This window comes from Tenacibaculum sp. MAR_2010_89 (assembly GCF_900105985.1).
Classification (GTDB): Bacteria; Bacteroidota; Bacteroidia; order Flavobacteriales; family Flavobacteriaceae; genus Polaribacter; species Polaribacter halocynthiae.
The window spans coordinates 2,958,863-2,978,491 of the sequence record NZ_FNUB01000005.1 but is presented as its reverse complement, the minus strand read 5'-3'; the positions used below and the strand labels follow the sequence as shown (position 1 = coordinate 2,978,491).

The following is a 19,629-nucleotide window of genomic DNA, read 5'->3' as shown; positions in this document are numbered from 1 at the left end:
GTAAAGACACTAATCCCATTTAGAATTTGTTGATATGGCATATTTTCCTGCACCTAAAAACACTATAACTAATGCTCCAAATAAATATAATGCTTGTAATTCTATAGCCCAGCCACCATATTGGTTAATGGAAAATATTTCAGAAGCATGTGCCATTAAAATGGCAATGAACATGTTTAAGGTTAAAAACAAACTAGCTAATTTAGCTCTGTAACCTATAATTATAAGTACAGGGGCAACTACCTCTCCAATGAAAACACCATAAGAAAAGAATTCAGGTAAGCTCAAGCCATTCAATAAACTTTTAATAAATAAATAATTAGAATTCATGTTTGCAATACCGTGAAATAATATAAGTAAGCCTATACTAACTCTTTGAATTAATGTTCCAATTTCTTTGTTTTGAATTTTTTCTAAAATGCTCATGTCTTTTTAATTTTTAATGAATTATTGTGATACAAAATTCAAGGTATTAAAAGACATTAAACAGGACTAAAGTCACTATTAATTTGTGATTAATATCACATTTTATAAAAGAAGTTTAGTTAAGAGTTTAACCTACTTAATGTTTCCCTAGAAACACCAAGGTAAGCCGCAATTAGTTTTTTAGGTACTCGTTGAAATAATGTGGGGTGTTGCTCTAAGAGTAGTTCGTATCGTTCTTTAGATGAGTTTTTTAACAATGATAGAATTCTATTTTGTAAGGCAATTCTACCATATTTGCTTTTTTTAGCCCAAAAGCGTTCCATTTTATGCATTTCTGCAGTTAGTTTTTCTCTATTTTCATAGGTAATATATAATAACTGACTATCTTCTATGCAATCGATATAAATTTTAGAGGAGGTTTGTTTTACAAATGATTCATAATCTGTAATCCACCAATTTTCCATACCAAATTGAAGTATATGTTCTTTCCCTTTTTCATCAAAAAAATAACTTTTTAAACAACCTTTAATTATCCAATATTCTTTATTCGCAACCTCTCCTTCTTGTAAAATATATTGATGTTTACGTTTTTTTACTTGCTCAAAATGACTTAAAATAAAATCAAATTCGTCATCTGTAAGTGAAATTATTTCTTCTATATGCTTTCTAAGTATATGCATTGTTTAGTAGTATTTTGACAAAAAAGAGTATACAAATATGCTTCTTTATTTTTAAAGAAATAAGAAGTGGTAAAATTAGTTATTAGGTTTTTTAAAATGAAAAGTAGCGTAAAAAACATCAAGTTTTTTTAATTTTAAAATCAGTAGTTTTAGCGTTTATTATTTTTTAGAATAAAAAGTGTAGTAATTATATTCATAATTTATTTGACTTTTATAGGAAATATTAAAATCAAAAAACATTCATTTTAAATGAGTTACTCAAATTCACGTTTTATTTACTTATTATTATTTCTTTTTATAGGAAGTATACAAGCTCAAAATTTTAAAAGAGATAGTTTAAAAAATGAACTAAATAATAATATTAAAAAAGATTCAAACCGTGTAAAAACATTAAACGATTTAGCTTTTTATTATTATAAAAAGAATCCAACTCAAGCATTAACATATGTCAAAGAAGCAAAAAGATTAGCTGTTGAAATAGAATTTATTAAAGGTCAAGCACGTAGTTTTTTTATTAAGGGGCTAATAGAATCAAAAAAGTCAAATTTTAATGAATCTATAAATTATTATAATGAAGCACTTTTATTGTATGAAAAAATAAATCGTAAGAATAAAGTCTCTGAATGTTATGCAAAAATGGGGTTTATGTTTTTTTATAATTATGATTTTAATAATGCAATATTAAATTTTAAAAGATCTATAGCTTTAGATAATCAAACAAGAAACACTAATAAAACTGCAATTAAATTAAAATATGTAGGACATTCTTTTTTTGATACTGGAAAATATAATGAAGCACTTTTATACTATAATAAAGCGAAAAGTTTAAATATTAAACTTAATAATGAATTAGAATTATCTAATTGTTATTTAAGTATAGGAAGTATCTTTTTAAAAAAAGCAAATTATCCTTTTGCTTTAAAAAATTACAACAAGTCACTTGAAACTTCAGAAAAAATTAAAGATTCGCTAGGGGTCTCAAAAGTGTTAAATAATTTAGGGTTAGTTTATAAGAATTACGAAAATTATGACAAAGCGATTGAGAATTATAAGAAATCATTAGAATACCAAAGAAAGATTGGAAACAAAAAAAATATTTCAAAAGCTTTAAATAATATAGGGGTTATTTATATAAATAAAAAAGATTATAAAACTGCACTTAATTATCATAAAGAAGCATTACTAATTAGTGAAGAAATTAATGATAAAATTGGACAAACTAGATATTTAAATAACATTGGTAGAGTTTATGGAGAATTAAAAAATGAAATTAAAGCTATTAGGTGTTTTGAAAAAGCTGAAGTAATTAGTTTAAAATTTGGTTATCAGTTAGGTTTATGTAATTCGTATTATAGAATGACAATTTCATATATAAATCAAAAAAAATATAAGAAAGCGTTGTTTTATGCTTTAAAAAGTAAGAATATTTCAAACAAATTAAGAATACTTTATTTTCAAAAAGATATATACGAATTACTTTCAGTGATTTATAATAATATTGGTGATTATAAAAGAGCTTTTAAAAGTCATAAAAAATTCAAAATATTTAATGACAGTCTTTTTAACAAAGAAAATATTCAGAAAATTACTCAATTAGAATATGAGTATAAATATAAAGACGAATTAGCATCTGCAGAAAAAAGAGAATTAAAATTAACAAAAAGAGTAAGATCTACTTCTCAAGATTTAGAAAACTCAAAACATAATTTATTACTTGGGGTAATAGCTTTTTTAGTAACAATTCTAACTTTAGGAGGCGTAATTTTCTTTTTAAGAATTAGAAATGAAAAATCTAAAATTCAAAATATAGTTATAGAACAAAAATTATTGCGTTCGCAGATGACACCACATTTTATTTTCAATTCGCTTTCTGTATTGCAAGGAATGATATTGAATAAAGAACAGAAAAAATCAATTTCTTATTTGTCAAAGTTTTCAAAACTACTTCGAATTATTTTAGAAAATTCAAGAGACAAAACAGTTTTATTATCTCAAGAGCTAACTGCAATAGAAAACTATTTAACACTTCAGAATTTAGAAAATGAAACCTATAATTATACCATTTCTATAAATGATACTTTAAATACTTCTGAGTTTAAAATACCGCCCATGTTAATTCAACCGTTCATTGAAAACGTCATAGAACATGCGTTTATAAATCAAAGTGAAAATAAAACTATTGCTATTAATCTTGAATTTTTAAATAAAGAATTAATATGTAAAATTATAGATAATGGTATTGGAATAAGTTCACAAACGGAAAATAATAATCAATATAAAAAGTCATTATCTACAGCGATTACTTCTGAAAGATTAAAAATATTATCTAAATATTTTAAAATGAAAGGAACAGTAACTTTAGAAGATAGAAGTAAATATAATAAGAAGGGAACCCAAGTTATTTTAAAAATACCATATATAAAAGAAAGAGTTAGTAATTAAAGAAAAGGTTTTTATTATTTAAAAGTAATTGTTGATGGAAAAGTTAAGAAGGTTAGATGTATTATGAAACGTTAATCAATTTTTAACTAAATTAACAGCTATAATTTTATTTATTTTGATAAGGTTATAGCTGTTTTTTTTATTTGATAGTTACTAGTTAATGCTATTTATATTTTTTAATTAGTAAGAGGACGATAGTATTAATTTAAAAAATATTATCTATTATATTTTTTAGCTTCCTTGCTAATTCATAATTTTCGTTTATAATAGCAGTATTTAAGAGAATTTTTAATTCTTCCTTTGTTCCTTTTCTTAAAAAAGATAAATAAGATTCGTGAAACTTCGATTCTTTACCTAACTTCTCAGGGATATCCATCTATTAGTTTACAATAATATATATATTCTCCTTTAATTTCTGGTTGAACTTTTAATACATAAAAAATTTGAAAGTCTAAATCAGGAGAATCACTATGTGTAACTATATCACCCAAAGCATATTTATTGTATTTCCACATAATATTTATATTAAGTTATTTTACCAAGGTATGATTTCTATTTTGTTAATAAACAATCAGTTTAGGTTAAAGTATAAATTAAGTATAGGTATTTATTCACTATCTTTATAAGAATTACATTCAGAGTTTTTTTAAAGGTTTAACCTCAATATTCTTGTTGTCTATTAAAAGGAGGTAATTCTTAATCACTATCTATTCAAACTTTATTAATAAAAAATATATAAATGAAACTATACATAAAGTATATGGTGAGTTTACGTTGCAAAATGCTAGTAAAAAAAGAATTGCATAAACTAGGAATAAATTCAGTAGTAATTAATCTTGGAGTTGTAGAGGTTTTAGAAGATATTTCAGAGAAAAAACGTGTTGATTTTAAAAATAATTTATTTAAATCTGGACTTGAATTATTAGATGACAAAAAAAGTATTTTAATTGAAAAAATAAAAACTATAATTATTGAAATGATTCATTATTCAGAAGAAGTACCAAAAACTAATTATTCAGGTTATATAAGTAAGAAATTAGGTTACGATTATACTTATTTAGCAAATATTTTTTCTGAAGTAAAAGGAATGACTATACAAAACTATATAATTAACCATAAAATTGAAAAAGTAAAAGAATTATTACTATATAATCAGCTTAACCTTAATGAAATTGCTGATAAACTGCATTACAGTAGTTCATCACATTTATCAAATCAGTTCAAGAAAGTTACTGGACTTACTCCTACTTTTTATAAAAAACTTCAAATAAAAAGAAATATCAATTTAGAAAATCTATGATATATGTAATAATTGTAAATAATTGTGTAACTAATTTATCCTAACTATTTCTGACCTTTACCTTCTAGATTAATTTTAATCGAGTAGTTTAAACAAGTAGTCATTATGAATGATATACCCAAGAAAAGTAATTTGAGTAAGGGAGGCCTAAAAAAACTTACAAATTTTTACAAAACAAGAATTCAAAATTTAATATTTAAATTTAAAAATAATTCTAATGTCAAAAGAGAAACAAGTAAGAAAAAAAACAGGGAAAAAACCTCCTACAAGAACTCCGAAAGAAAAAAAAGCAATTAAAAAAGAAAAAAGAGATTCAAAAAATCGAAATGAATAAAAAAAATAAACGTAAAATGGAAAGTAAATATAAAGCAGGAGATGTTGTTTATGCAAAAGCTAGACCATTTGTGATGCTAGTTATAAGAATATATGCACGTAAGATTTATTACTGTAGAGTTCAGAATGATTTATTAGCAAAAGAATTAGTTTATTTTGAACGAGAACTAGAATTATCTCAAAATCTTACAACAGAGTCTTAAAACTAAAATATATAATGAAACCAGAAGCATTAATTTATTGTGAAAAGGAGTTTGGTAAGGTAGATGGAAAAGTAGCAAATGGTTTAATAAGGCAATCTGATACCTATAAAATTGTAGGAGTTATAGATAGTTCTAAAACTGGTGAAGATTCAGGTGAATGTCTGGATGGGGTAAGAAATAAAATTCCAATCTTTAAAAGTTTAGAAAGCGCTTTAAAAGAATTGGAAAATAGCCCTAAATATTTTATTTATGGTATTGCACCACTCACATCTTTTTTGAATAATGAACAAAAGAACATTTTTTTTTTAGCTATTAAAAACAAAATGAATATTGTTAATGGTATGCCAGAATTTTTAAATGATAATACCCAATTTAGAGATATGGCTCACAAATATGGAGTTACTATTCAAGATGTAAGAAAACCACCAGATCGTAAAAAGTTACATAATTTTACAGGACGTATACAAGAAATAAAAACTCCAATAATTACCGTAATGGGGACTGATTGCGCTGTAGGAAAAAGAACATCTGCATTACTTTTAGTAGAAGCACTTAAAAATGAAGGTTTACAAGCAGTTTTTGTAACTACTGGTCAAACAGGTTTACTCCAAGGATCTAAATATGGTGTGGCAATAGATGTTTTAACATCAGGTTTTGCTACAGGAGAGGTTGAAAATGCTATTCTTAATGCTTACGAGAAAGAAAATCCTGATATTATTATTGTAGAAGGACAAGGAGCTTTAAGTCACCCTGCATTTACATCATCAAGTGCAATTTTACGAGGATCAATGCCTAATGCAATTATTATCCAGCATCCTCCAAAAAGAAAATATTATTGCGATTACCCAGATATAGCAATGTTAACATTAGGAAAAGAGATAGAAATGATAGAAGTTTTTTCTAAATCAAAAGTAATTGCCATTACTATTAACCATGAGGATATGAACGATGTTGAAGTAAACAATGCCGTTATAAAATATGAAGCTATCCACCGATTACCTACAACAGATGTTTTAAAATATGGATGTGATAAACTAATAAGAATATTAATGAAAACATTTCCGGAGTTAAAAAGAGATCCGAAACTGGTTTGAGCCTTCCTAGAATAGATATTGACCTTAGAAAAATTGCTCATAATGTCAAACAGTTAAAAAGGTTATATCGTACTAAAGGAATTTATGTTACTGGAGTAACTAAAGTTATAGGAGGCAATCCAATAATTGCAGCTGTTTTAGTAAAAAACGGTATTGAAATTCTTGCAGATTCCAGACTTGAGAATATTATAAAAATGCGTAGAAAAGGTATAAGTGCACAGTACTTGTTACTTAGAACACCTTCTTTGAGTCTAGCAGAAAAAGTTGTTAATCATACAGATATAAGTTTAAATACTGAGCTAACAGTTCTAAAAGAACTTTCAAAATATGCCTTAAGGAATCATATTGTGCATAAAATAATTCTTATGGTAGAGTTGGGAGATTTACGAGAGGGGATTATGCCTTTAGAAATGGATAATATAGTAAAAGAAGTATTAGAATTAAAAGGGCTGCTTTTGATAGGTATAGGAACAAATCTTACTTGCTTTGGTGGAATAAAACCAGATACTGATAAGATGAATGAGCTTTCTTTAATAACTATTCATTTAGAAAAAAAATTTAATATTATTTTAACTATTATCTCTGGTGGAAATTCAGCAAATTTTTTTTGGTTTAAAACTTCAAAAAATTTAGGTAGAGTAAATAACTTACGCATAGGAGAATCTATTTTTTTAGGTACAGAATCACTTTGTAGATCAGCAATTCTAGGTCTTTTTGGAGATGCTTTTACATTAGTAGCAGAAGTAATAGAATCAAAAATAAAGCCTTCACAACCTTATGGTGTAGTATATCAAAATGTCAATGGTAAAATCCCAAAATTTAAAGATGATGGTTTAATGAGGAGGGCTATTTTAGCTATCGGACAACAAGATGTTGCTGTTGCTGGTATTACTCCTAGACAAAATGTATTTGTTTTGGGAGCAAGTAGTGATCATATCGTGATAGATAATACTAAATCAAATTTAAGAGTAGGTGATATCGTAGAATTTGACTTGAACTACAATGCTTTATTAGGAGCATTAAATTCATCATATATAACTAAAAATATAATCAATTTTAATGAAAGAGAAAGTGTACTGTGAATCAGTTGAAAAAAAGGATAGTAAAAATAAACTTTTAACTCCTTCAATTTGGATTCGAGAGAATCATTCACCTTTAAAGAGTTTAATGAATACAGATTTTAATTTGATTTTTGAGCCTTCAATATCTGCGGATTATATGTACCTAGTTAGAGAAGGTATCTTGGGAAAAATAGAACGAATAACTAAGAAGTTAGATATTCAAAATAAAATATTGATTATTCGTTCTGTATGGAGATCTTTTGATCATCAACAGATTCTATGGGATACTAAATTGAAATTATTTGAAAAAGAGCATCCAGAAAAATCTTACGATGAGGTTAAAGAGATAGTTAGTTATTTTATTGCCCCACCTTCAAAGTCAATGCATGCTACAGGAGGATCTATAGATGCATTAATTTATGACATTACTAAAAATTGTGTGATGGATTTTGGGACAAACCAAGGGTATGATATTGTTCTTTCAAAAAAATGTTATCCTTATCATCCTGAAATTAGTGAAGAAGCAAAAAAAATAGAGCTTTATTAATTGGCTTATTTGAAGGAGAAGGCTTTGTATGCGATCCTAAAGAATATTGGCATTTTGATTATGGAAATGTTATTTGGGCTATTGAAAAAGAAAAAGATTTTGCATTATATGGAATAATTGATGAAGTGGTTTAAAAATTTATTCTATTCTTATTTTTTAACCTAAAAATTAATTTTTAGGTTAAAAATAGTTTCATTAGAAAATGAAAGGTATTATTGTTCAAGTAGAAAAGAACAATCAGTGCAAAAAAAACATTATCTACTACGATAATATCTGAACGATTAAAAAGAAAGGACTTATTAAACATGTTAGTTTGAAATAATCATTTTTGATTAATTATATAGAACCAAATAAAGACTAGCTACTTTTAAAAATGATTCGTAAATATTAAATATTTTTAAGAGGAATAACATTAATATTTCAATTTTACGCATATTACTTCTAGTATTACATATATTTATTTAGAGTTAACCGAAATAGTTTTTCTGTTTTTCTCTTCATTAGTTTGATATAGTTTTATGGTAAATAATAACTAAAACAAATCTTATGAAAAAAACATTACTTATTGTCACCTTACTGTTTATATCTGTAGTAGGGCATTCACAAACTTTTATTTCAGGAAAATTAACTTATGAAGTAATATCTACTCAACCCAATAAAGTAAAAGTTATAGATTATAATACAACTGGTGGAACAACAGTTGTAATTCCTAGTTCAGTTACTAGGCATATATTGGGCACTGGAGGTATTGGCATAACTTATAGTGTTACAGAAATTGGAGCAAATGCTTTTAAATACAATTCATTAGTAAATGTAACAATTCCTAATAGCGTAATTAGTATTAGAAATGGAGCTTTTGAAGATAATTATTTAACAAATGTACTAATTCCTGATAGTGTAATTAGTATTGGTTATAAGGCTTTTAAGGATAATTTATTAACGGACATTTCTTTCTCTTCTGCTCTTACAATTATTGGTTATGAAGCTTTTAAAAATAACCAAATTGCAAGTGTAATACTTCCAAATAATATTATAACTGTTGGAAATGGAGCTTTTGAAAATAATGAAATTACGAGTGCAACTATCTCTAGTGGAATGACAAGTATTTCAAGTACACTTTTTAAGTATAATGAATTAACAAGTATCACTATTCCTAACACTATAACGAGTATAGGTGCTAATTCTTTTAATAGTAATAATTTATCAAGTATTTTTATTCCTAATAGTGTAACGTATATAGGTAATGGGGCATTTCAAAGTAACCAACTTGCTAGTGTAACTCTTCCAAATACGATTACATTTATAGGAGGTGCTACTTTTCAAAGTAATAATCTTTCTAGTATTGTAATTCCTAATTCTGTAACAAAAATAAGGATGTGGGCATTTAGTGGTAATGAATTAACAAATATAACCATACCAAGTAATGTAGATACCATCGAAGGTGGAGCATTTGCTTCAAACCCTTTAACAAGTGTGACCTCATTAGCTACAGTACCACCAACAATAGTTACAGGTTTAGGAGATTCTTTTGGTTACAATCGTAGTACAATAAATTTGCACATACCATCGGGTACTATTGGAGCATATGTTACAGACCCTGGGGCTTTGTGGACTGGTTTTAATTCCGTTACAGAAAATTTTGTAGCAGGTGATATATCGAATGCTGTACAAGTAATTACTACAGCAGAGGAGATTACAGTAAAGTACCCAAAAAACAGCAAATTACTGGGATACATTATGTATGATATTTACGGTATTATTACTACTAAAGGCAAAGGCAATAAAATAGCTACAAATATTATTCCTAGTGGTGTATATATTTTAAAACTAAATTTTAAAGAAGGTACTTGTACAAAGAGAGTACTTGTTAAATAATATTAAAAAAAGAAAACACAAGTAACTAATTTAAGTTACTTGTGTTTTTTATTGATAAGTTTAGAAAAAAGCTATTCTATAATCATTTTTTTAGTCGCTTTGTTATTGTTTTCACCAGTAATAGTAATTAGGTATATTCCAGCCACAAGTTTAGAAGTATTTAGTGTGGTTTTTTTATTAATGAAAGAAATTTCTTTTTTATGAATCACTCTTTTTCCTTGAAGGGTAAAAACTTCAATGGTTACTTTATTGATTAATAAAGATTCTAAATTGATTGTTACAAAATCCTTAGCAGGGTTAGGGAAAAGTGTCAATGTATTTAAAGTATGATCATTTACACCTAATGATTTCGCTTCAATTTTAAAATCTAAAATTCCTGATCCCCATGAAGCAAAACGAACCGTATTTATAGCGGGAATGTAATCAACATCCATTGCATTAAAAAAACCAATACCTTCCGCTAAAGAATACCATTTTTCATTAGTAACATCAAAAACATAAGGACCAATATCTGTACCTGCAAATACAAATTTACCATTAGGTGTAGCTACCATTCCTCCAGTTTGTGCATCAATTCCACTAGGAAAATCTCCAGTAACATCAATCCAAGTTTGTCCTCCATCTTTTGATAAAATAGCACCAACATTATTGGTACTTGGGCCACAAAATAAAATCCAATTATCGTTAGTAGGTAATACAACTCCACTACCTATATCACCTTTTCCCCAAGATTCATTTGTTAAAGAAAAAGGAGTGTCGGCTGAGGTATTAAATGAAGTCCCCCTATCTGTTGAAATAAATACTTTGCTATCTTGAAGCATGTATAATTTATTTGGATTTCCTGTAGCTTGAGCAAGTGCAGCTACGTGGTTATTACCTTTATTAATTATGTGTGAAGTAATATTTGTACCATCCCAAGTAACTCTATTTAAATCTTGAGCTAAAATCCACATATTTTTATCTGAATCAGCATGGTCTATATATGTTTGTACCCAACCCATTTCTGATTTTTTGGTAAAACTAACAGAATTCTCTTCTTTAAAAAGGGAGTTGATTTTTCCTATAGATTGAAAACTTCCAGTATTACTATAAATCTTTACTGGAGCATATACTTTTTTACCTTCTCGTTGCCATTTCCAAGCATGTTTACCATCATAACTATCTATTGGAGGTCCATCACCTCCAATACTTTGGTAAAAATCTAGAGTTTCATTATTTGTATCACTGATAATACTACCACTTCCTTGATCTTGAGTGCTATAGTAAATGTGATTTGGATTGTTAGCGCCTGTAAAAATATTTTCTCTATAAATTAAAGGATTTATGGTATTTAATACATTTAAATTAATGTAGTGAGCATTGGCATATCCTGAATTATCAAATGCTGTACCTTCATTAGGAAAGCTTTTCCATTCTTTATAAGAAATAAAAATACCGCCATCTGAACACCTAGCAGAAAACAAATCGCCAGAGCTATTGTAAAAAAAGTGCGAAGCTTGAAAATCTGGATGATAATTAAATCGAATCCTATTATAATAGTCTTCAGCCTTTAAATGTGTTCCATTTTGATATCTTCCCCAGCCACTGGTTGTTGACAAATCGGTATCTAGTTTATCTAAAGAAATTACTGGTTGTGCATATCCTGCAATAGAAATATTTGGATTTTCTGGGTGTACAGCAAAGAATTTACCTGGTGACATTTTTCCAGTTCTATCTCCGTACCAATTTCCTTTCGGTGATTTACTAGTCCAAGTTTTACCATGATCAGTAGATACCCAATAGTTTTTGTTTTCAGTAATATAAAGAACTCTACTATCACCTCCAATACTAAATTGACGATTACCATGACTATTTATATAAGTTCCTGATAATGTAAAATCAGTTTTAGCGTTGTTTAATTGATAAAAAGAACCATTTCTAGCTAAATAAACTGTATTAGAATTTGGCTGTGCTGAAAACCTTGGAGTATATAAAAAACTACTTTTTTTAGGAGAACCGTAATCTTTTAGTAGAGTAAAGTTAATTCCTTTATCGGTAGATATGTATATTTTTTGACCATTGGTTACATATATAGTATGATTGTCTTGTCTGTTAATAGCTGAACTTGTATTAGCATCAGGTAATCCATTTGAGCGAGCCCAAGTGGTTCCTTCATCATCTGAATAGTATAAAGGACCATTTTCAATGTGTGCTATTAATCGGGTAGTAGCTCCAATTTTAAAAGCAAATAAGTTTTGATACCTGTTTGGCCAATTAGCAGTAAGTAATGTAAAATCGTCACCGCCTTTCCCTGTTTTTGGGTTGTATACAGTTCCTTTAAAAATATAAGCTTTTGAATTAAACTCACCAGCGTAGTGATTGTGAGTTACTCCATAAATAATATCGGTACCTTCTAACATCTCAGCAAATTTAAAGGCGCCAGGCATATTTTTAGGGCCTCTATTTATCCAAGAACCGTTTAAATTACCATTCGCATAACTAGTAAAACTTCCTTTTTTATGGTTAAATTTTTTAGCAGAAGTAGTTAGCTTTTGTAATATCTTTTGATGCCTAGCAGCTTGAGCCTCTGTCCAGATGGCATATTTATCAGGATTCTCTTCTTTTTTTTCTTTTTTATGCTTTTGAGGAATACTTACGGAGTCTTTTTTCTCAAGTTTACAAGAGAAAATAATCATCAAAGTAAGTAAGTAAATACTTAATTGTCTCATAATAAAAGGGGATAGGGGTTAAAGCAATAAAGGTAATTTATTTTTTAATAACTATTTTAATAAATTGTTTATCGAATAATATGTATTGATATAAATAACTTCTTTATTCAGTGATAGCATCTGATTTTTTATAAATTTCCTTTAATTCATGTACGATTTCTTCTGAAGGATTTTCCCACATTCCTCTTTGAACAGCTTCTAACATTCGTTCAGACATATCTTTTAAAGCCCAAGGATTATGTTCTTCTATAAAAGCTTTATTTTCATCATTAAACAAATAATTTTCAGTAATTTGTTCATACATAAAATCTTCTATTAAATTGGTAGTAGCATCATAAGCAAAAAGATAATCCATAGTAGCTGCCATTTCAAAAGCACCTTTATAGCCATGTTCTCGCATACCTTGCATCCATTTTGGATTGACTACTCGAGATCTAAAGACTTTTAATAATTCTTCTTTCAAAGATTTTACCTTCGGATTATCAGGTCGGGAATGATCTCCAAAATAAGTTTCAGGTTGGGATCCTTTTATGGTGTTAACAGCAGCTGTCATTCCTCCTTGAAATTGATAATAATCATCAGAGTCTAAAATATCATGTTCTCTATTGTCTTGATTCTGCATAACCACTTCAATAGAGGATAATCGTTTTTTAAAGGTTTCATGTGCAGACTTACCACTGTTGTTTTTACCAAAGTAAGCATAACCACTCCAATTGATATAAGCCTGCGCTAAATCATCTGAAGTCGTCCAGTTTTTTCCATCAATTAAGCCTTGTAATCCAGCGCCATATGCACCAGGTTTTGAACCAAACACACGGTATAAAGCTCGTTCATTGGCTTGCTTGTCATCTAACCCTTGGTTCTGCCATTCTTTCCTTTCAGCAGCTACACGTTTTTTTATAGGGTTTTGTTCATCAGTTTCATCTAATTCTGCCACTTTTTCAATAGCAGCATTAAATAGGGAAATTATATCAGGAAAAGCATCTCTAAAAAAACCAGAAATACGTAACATTACATCTATTCTTGGTCTTTTAAGTTCTAGAGTTGAAAGCACTTTGAAGTCTTTAACCCGTCGGTTACTTCCTTGCCAAATAGGTTTAACTCCTATCAAAGCTAGTGCTTGTGCAATATCATCTCCACTAGTTCGCATTGTTGAGGTACCCCAAACAGATAACCCAATAGAAGTAGGATATTCTCCATTTTCTTGTAAGTAACGATCAATAATATTCTGAGCACTTTTTTGACCTAATTGATACGCGGTTTCAGAAGGAATAGTACGTACATCAACTGAATAAAAATTTCTTCCAGTAGGTAAAATGTCTAATCTACCTCTGGTTGGCGCACCAGAGCCACCTGCAGGAACATACTGTCCATTTAACCCTTTAATTAAATTTCCAATTTCATTACTTGTTTTCTGTAATACTGGTAGAGTATGTAATTTTATATAATTAATCAATTCATGAGTAGATTCTCCAATTTTAGGAATGGTATTTCCACATATTAATTGACTAATGATGTTTTTAGATTTATTTTCTAAAAGTTCAACAGCTTGCCCGAAGGTTCTACAAGAAATACCAAAAATCTCTTTTTTAAATATATCAGAATAGGTAACGTTAATTGGGTCGAAATTAAGTTGTAAATCTTCAGATAAACATTGTGTTATTCCTTTTAAATTTCCTTGAGGTAATCGATGTAAGGCAACAATTAAATCGACTAGTTTTTCTTGTCGGGGTAATTTTCCTAAAATATGTAGCCCTCCTCTAATTTGTGACTCTTTTAATTCACATAAATAACCGTCAATTACTTCTAATAAAGCGTCAATATCTTTTCCATCTTGATTTAAATCTGTTTTAAGATGGGTTTCATTTACAAGGTTTTCAATTTTAGATTTTATTAGAGTAGCACGTTTTCTATCAACTAAAGCCGATTCGTAAAACTCATCAATTAAAAGCTCTAACTTTAGTAAATCACCATAATTCTCAGCTCGTGTCATTGGCGGAATTAAATGATCTAATATAATTGCTTGATTTCTTCTTTTAGCCTGTGTTCCTTCTCCTGGATCATTAATTATAAAAGGATAAAAATGTGGAATCGGCCCTAAAATAGCAGCTGGAAAACACGTTTCTTTACTCAAGGCAACGCTTTTTCCAGGAAGCCACTCTAAGTTTCCGTGCTTACCAATATGCACTAAAGCATCTGCTTTAAAATGGTGTTGTAACCAAATGTAATACGCCAAATAAGCTGGAGGAGGAGGTAAGTCTGGTGAATGATAACTTGCTTGTAAATCTAAATTATAACCTCTACTAGGTTGAATACTAACAAAAATATTTTTAGATAAAAACCCGGGAATTAAAAAAGCGCCTTCTTTGTAATTAGGAGATTCATTTGGTTGTCCCCATTGTGCTTCTACAGTATTTCGAAGTGTTGGAGATAATTGATTGTAATATTCATAAAAAACACTTTCTTCTAAACGAATTGTTTTACGCTCATTTAAAGTATTTATAGTCTCTACATCATTGGTAACAGCATCGGTTAATTTATTTATAAGTTCGTTAGTTGTTGTGGGGTAATTAGCAGCTAATTCGTAATTTTCATCAGCTAATTGCGCTAATATTTGCAAGGTACTTTGTGGAGTATCTAAACCAACACCATTTGCTAAACGACTATTTTTATTTGGATAATTTGGTAAAACTAAAGCGATTTTCTTTTCTGAATTATTTTTATTCTGAAGATTTATCCAAGCTTTTGCCATTTTAGCAACAAACTGGCAACCTTCAATATGTGGTACATAAGAAACAACTTCAGAATCTGTTAAAGTGTCTTTTTCTATGGATTCTTTAAATGAAATAACTTTAGAGATAATTTTACCATCCACTTCTGGTAGGGCAATATTCATTGCAATATCAGTAGGAGGCAAGCCGAAATCACCTTCTAACCAACTTTCATGATTACAACTTCCCATAATGGCTTGAATTACGGGAACGTTAAAAATAGCAAATAAACTTTGTGTGGTGTCATGAAATCCTTGCACACTAAACCCCGTAGTGTTTATAATAATCTGAAGGCTTTTAAGATGATGTTGTTTTAGTAAGTCGAATATTTGTTGCTGAATATCATGTTCACGATAGCCAGCAGCCATTAAAACAACAGCTGAAATGCCTTGTATTTCTAATGTATTAATAAGACTGTGTATAGGTGCTAAATTATTAGATAAATAGTAGCTTCGGTACCCAAAAATAATGGCTTGTTTTTGGTTGCTTTTTGGTTTTAAAGTAGTATAAATTCCTTCTTCAGGGTGATATAAAAATAAATCAGGAATCGTTTTAATAGCATTAGGTATTATTTCTACATCACTAATTCTATTACTAATTAATTGTAAAGCGGATTGACAATTTTCTATACCACCTGACTGGATGTATTTCCAAATTAAATCAACATTTTTTAACGGAATGTTAGAAGATTGCATTAACTCTAAATCAGGTTTGTTATCACCAGGTAAGAATATTAATTTGATGTTATTTTCTTGACAACAATCAGTTACAGCTTCACATAAATAATTATAATAGGCTTTTCCTCCTAAAAGTTTAAGTACAACAATTTTAGCGGAAGAAATTACCTCATCAACATACGCATCTATAGTTAATTCTTGTTTAAAGTAACTAAGATTAGCAAACCGAAATGAAGGTGCATTTTCTACAGAATTATGCACTAATTTGTAGGCATTATTCATCATAAATAAATCAGAATCTGCTGAAGATAAAAAAACAATATCTCCAGGAGATTGATCAATGTAAAATACTCCTTCATCGTTAGGATTCCAGCCGCCCGGTATGGTAGAAATTAAATGCACGCTTTATATTTTTTATGAAACCTAAATACTATTTATTGATATAATAGAACAGCAAATTATTTATTAATGAGAATGTCCGTGACTGTGACTATGACTATGCGAATGAGCATGAGTAATCACTTCATTTTTTTCAGTCAATTCTATATTTTTACCAATAACAACGATACTTGTTTTACGCTCTTCATTAGCTCCCCAAGGTCTTTCAAAATAATAATCGAAACGAGAACCTACACCTTGTAAAACCATGCGCATAGGTTTGTTAGGAATGTTAACAAAACCTTTAATTCTATAAATTTCATGTTTTTCTACCAATGCTTTTAAATCATTTACTAAAGCTTTAATAGCTGCTGTTTCAGAATACTCTAACAAAATAGTTTTAATATCATCATTATGATGGTGGTGATTTCCTGACTTATGATGCTCTTCGTGAATAGAATGACGATTATCTACATCATCTTCAGCAGAAGCTTCAATACCTAACAATAAACTATTATCTAACGTTCCATTTTCTACAGGTATAATTTTAGTATTTGGTCTTGCTTTAGCGGTTACTATTTTAGTTATCTCTTCAAATTTTTTATCGTCAACTAAATCTCTTTTGCTTACTAAAACTAAATCAGCACATGATAATTGATCTAAAAATAACTCCTCAATAGGTGTTTCATGATCTAAAGAATCATCTGCTAAACGTTGTGCTTGCACACGTTCTCTGTCACAAATTTCACCTGTTGCAATTCCTACAGCATCTACTACTGTAATCACTGAATCTATAGTTATATGAGGTTTTAAATCTGGCCAATTAACAGCTTTTACTAAAGGTTTAGGCATTGATAAACCTGAAGTTTCAATAACGATGTGGTCAATTTCTTCTTTACGTTCTAATAATTGTAACATAGAAGGTAAAAACTCTTCTTGTACAGTACAGCAAATGCAACCGTTTGGTAGTTGTACTAAATTACAATCGTCATCACCACATTCTGAGGATGCAATTAATTGCCCATCTACATCTACTTCTCCAAATTCATTAACCAACACAGCAATACGCTTTCCATTGGCATTTCTTAACATGTTATGTACTAAGGTAGTTTTTCCTACACCTAAAAATCCGGTAACGATGGTAATTGGTATTTTCTTATTCATTTTTAAAAATATAAATTGTTACTATTGAATTGTTTTTTTATTTGATTCTGAAATAAGTTCAGAACTATTTTTTAACTGCTTTTTTCTTTCTTTTGTATAAGAAAAGATTCCATTTTTCTTCAGCTACACCATGCTTGTCCATTTCAGCTCTTGCCATGGTAAAGAATAAATCAGACATTCTGTTTACATAACTCATAATATAATCATGTACACATTCAGGATCTTCTTGCATTAAAGTAACCAATTGTCGTTCTCCTCTTCTTACTTGCGTTCTACAAACATGGCAAAGTGCAGATATTTCATTTCCTCCAGGTAGTAAAAAATAGTCAGAAGGAGAACTGATACTGTCTTCCATTTCATCTAACCATTGTTCACAAAATTCAGCACCGTCTTTAGGCTCAGGATTTGGATTTACTTTTTTAGAATCTGACGGGCGTGCTAAATGCGACATCATATTCATCATATCTTTTTGAATACGATGTAAATTTGGTTGCCATTCATGGTCATTTCCTAGTTTAGAGCGTAATAAACCTATGGTAGAATTTACCTCATCCAAGGTTCCAATACATTCAATTCGAGCAGAGTTTTTAAATTCTCTTTTTCCTCCAAAAACGCCGGTACTTCCTTTGTCTCCTTTTCTTGTGTAAATTTTCATATGTCGTTATTTAGTTGGTTAATTAATTGTAATAGTATTTCAGGTGTACCAAAATAATGATGTATGTATGAACCTATTACTTTATTTTTTTTATGAATTTTAGTATCAGTTTTACTATCTCTAGCGTTCAAAACTGTTGCATTTATAGTAGTTTCATTATCGTTTTGTAAACTAGAATAATGAAACTCGTGTCCTTTAAAAATGTGGTTATTTGTTATGGTTGTTCTATAGCCTAAATGCAATTTTTTATTTGCTATGGTCGATTCAAAATCAAAATAATTAACCATTTTAAAAGGTTTGTTTTCTTCAGAAATAATAGCTTTCCCTAAATACATCATTCCACCACATTCTGCATAAACTTGGCCATTATTCTCAGCGAATGTTTTGATGCTTTTTAACATCGAAGTATTAGAAGAAAGTTCTTTTAAGTAAGATTCAGGGTAGCCTCCTGGAAGAAATATAAAATCACATTTTGGAATTTCAGAATCATGAATAGGGCTAAAAAAAATAACTTCGCCCAATTGTTTCATAGCATTTATATTATGGGGATAAATAAAATTGAAAGCTTCATCTTTAGCAATAGCAAATGTTATATTTTTAGAAGCTACTGTTTTATGCGTTGAAGTAAGAATAGGTTCCACTTTTTTAGAAATTTCCAAAATAGCATTCCAGTCTAGTGTTTTTTCTAGCTCGGTAGCAATCTCATCAATAATAACGTCAAATTTTTCTATTTGTTGAATATTTAACCCTAAATGCCTTGATGGAATTTCAATATTTTTAAGATTAGCTAAATAACCAAAGCAATTTACATTGATGTCATCACAAGCTTCTTTTAGCATTCTATAATGTCTTTCTGAACCTACACGATTAAAAATAACTCCAATTATTTTAACATCGGTATCAAAATTTATAAAACCTTGAATGAGAGGAGCAACAGAATACGCAACAGCTTTTGCGTCTACAACAAGTATTACTGGTGTTTTGAGTTTTTTTGCTAATTCGGCAGTGCTACCGCTATCCTTTTTAGCCCCATCAAATAACCCCATTACACCTTCAATACAGTTAATATCAGCTTTTTTCCCGTAATGAGATAAGTTATTATTGATATCTTGTTGAGACATCATAAATAAATCTAAATTAACACCAACTTTACCACAAGCTAATTCATGGAATTTTGGGTCAATATAATCAGGACCAACTTTAAAAGGTTGTATTTCTATGTTTTTACGTTTAATTAAACGTAATAAACCTAACGTAATAGTTGTTTTTCCTGCGTTACTATTGGGTGCTGATATGATGAATTGTTTGGTCAAAA

Annotated in this window: 16 protein-coding genes; 7 read left to right on the top strand and 9 right to left on the bottom strand. The window is 28.9% G+C overall.

The annotated features are described in order from the left end of the window. Nucleotides 1–9 precede the first annotated feature (9 nt). Both BLV71_RS16395 and BLV71_RS16390 read right to left on the bottom strand, forming a co-directional pair. Nucleotides 10–426 carry a DoxX family protein gene (locus BLV71_RS16395; RefSeq protein ID WP_093871593.1) on the bottom strand — a complete coding sequence of 139 codons (417 nt, stop codon included), beginning with the start codon at nt 424–426 and terminating at the stop codon, nt 10–12. Between the two features lie 119 nt (nt 427–545). Then, nucleotides 546–1,106: a Crp/Fnr family transcriptional regulator gene (locus tag BLV71_RS16390; protein ID WP_093871592.1), complete on the bottom strand. Its 561-nt coding sequence runs from the start codon at nt 1,104–1,106 to the stop codon at nt 546–548. 249 nt (nt 1,107–1,355) lie between these two features. Here BLV71_RS16390 and BLV71_RS16385 point away from each other — a divergent pair, with 249 nt between their 5' ends. Beyond that, complete coding sequence (locus BLV71_RS16385; RefSeq protein ID WP_093871591.1) at nt 1,356–3,548, top strand: tetratricopeptide repeat-containing sensor histidine kinase; 2,193 nt, start codon at nt 1,356–1,358, stop codon at nt 3,546–3,548. A gap of 205 nt (nt 3,549–3,753) precedes the next feature. Here BLV71_RS16385 and BLV71_RS18675 read toward each other — a convergent pair whose 3' ends face one another. Beyond that, entirely contained in the window at nt 3,754–3,924 is a 171-nt protein-coding gene (locus BLV71_RS18675; RefSeq protein ID WP_176974422.1) for a hypothetical protein, read from the bottom strand. Next, nucleotides 3,911–4,063, bottom strand: a complete 153-nt coding sequence (locus tag BLV71_RS18670) for a hypothetical protein (RefSeq protein WP_158530852.1) — start codon at nt 4,061–4,063, stop codon at nt 3,911–3,913. Before BLV71_RS18670 ends, BLV71_RS18675 begins: the two co-directional genes overlap by 14 nt. Nucleotides 4,064–4,287: 224 nt before the next feature. Between BLV71_RS18670 and BLV71_RS16380 the strand changes: the two genes are divergently transcribed. The 6 genes from BLV71_RS16380 (at nt 4,288) to BLV71_RS16355 (ending at nt 9,961) form a co-directional block, all read left to right on the top strand. Then, nucleotides 4,288–4,848 carry a helix-turn-helix domain-containing protein gene (locus BLV71_RS16380; protein WP_093871590.1) on the top strand — a complete coding sequence of 187 codons (561 nt, stop codon included), beginning with the start codon at nt 4,288–4,290 and terminating at the stop codon, nt 4,846–4,848. A 350-nt stretch (nt 4,849–5,198) separates the two neighbouring features. After that, a complete protein-coding gene (locus BLV71_RS16375) occupies nt 5,199–5,384 on the top strand; it encodes a hypothetical protein (protein WP_093872067.1) in 186 nt (61 codons plus the stop codon). A gap of 14 nt (nt 5,385–5,398) precedes the next feature. Next, nucleotides 5,399–6,478 (top strand): DUF1611 domain-containing protein, encoded by a 1,080-nt coding sequence (locus BLV71_RS16370; RefSeq protein ID WP_093871589.1) that lies wholly within the window; start codon nt 5,399–5,401, stop codon nt 6,476–6,478. Then, nucleotides 6,475–7,560, top strand: coding sequence for an alanine/ornithine racemase family PLP-dependent enzyme (locus BLV71_RS16365; RefSeq protein WP_093871588.1), 1,086 nt, complete (start codon nt 6,475–6,477; stop codon nt 7,558–7,560). The genes BLV71_RS16370 and BLV71_RS16365 overlap by 4 nt, the downstream gene beginning before the upstream one ends. Next, nucleotides 7,538–8,086, top strand: a complete 549-nt coding sequence (locus BLV71_RS16360; protein WP_093871587.1) for a D-alanyl-D-alanine carboxypeptidase family protein — start codon at nt 7,538–7,540, stop codon at nt 8,084–8,086. The genes BLV71_RS16365 and BLV71_RS16360 overlap by 23 nt, the downstream gene beginning before the upstream one ends. A 546-nt stretch (nt 8,087–8,632) precedes the next feature. Next, nucleotides 8,633–9,961 (top strand): leucine-rich repeat domain-containing protein, encoded by a 1,329-nt coding sequence (locus BLV71_RS16355; RefSeq protein ID WP_093871586.1) that lies wholly within the window; start codon nt 8,633–8,635, stop codon nt 9,959–9,961. A gap of 71 nt (nt 9,962–10,032) precedes the next feature. On the opposite strand, the gene BLV71_RS16350 is transcribed toward BLV71_RS16355, so the two are convergent. From BLV71_RS16350 to BLV71_RS16330, 5 genes are all read right to left on the bottom strand, one after another. Further along, complete coding sequence (locus tag BLV71_RS16350) at nt 10,033–12,669, bottom strand: T9SS type A sorting domain-containing protein (RefSeq protein WP_093871585.1); 2,637 nt, start codon at nt 12,667–12,669, stop codon at nt 10,033–10,035. A gap of 103 nt (nt 12,670–12,772) precedes the next feature. After that, on the bottom strand, nt 12,773–16,519 hold the full coding sequence (gene cobN, locus BLV71_RS16345) for a cobaltochelatase subunit CobN (RefSeq protein ID WP_093871584.1): 3,747 nt from the start codon (nt 16,517–16,519) through the stop codon (nt 12,773–12,775). A gap of 63 nt (nt 16,520–16,582) precedes the next feature. Beyond that, nucleotides 16,583–17,659 carry a cobalamin biosynthesis protein CobW gene (gene cobW / locus BLV71_RS16340; protein ID WP_093871583.1) on the bottom strand — a complete coding sequence of 359 codons (1,077 nt, stop codon included), beginning with the start codon at nt 17,657–17,659 and terminating at the stop codon, nt 16,583–16,585. A gap of 64 nt (nt 17,660–17,723) precedes the next feature. After that, complete coding sequence (locus BLV71_RS16335) at nt 17,724–18,314, bottom strand: cob(I)yrinic acid a,c-diamide adenosyltransferase (protein ID WP_093871582.1); 591 nt, start codon at nt 18,312–18,314, stop codon at nt 17,724–17,726. Beyond that, nucleotides 18,311–19,627 carry a cobyrinate a,c-diamide synthase gene (locus BLV71_RS16330; protein ID WP_176974421.1) on the bottom strand — a complete coding sequence of 439 codons (1,317 nt, stop codon included), beginning with the start codon at nt 19,625–19,627 and terminating at the stop codon, nt 18,311–18,313. The genes BLV71_RS16335 and BLV71_RS16330 overlap by 4 nt, the downstream gene beginning before the upstream one ends. Nucleotides 19,628–19,629: the final 2 nt, after the last annotated feature.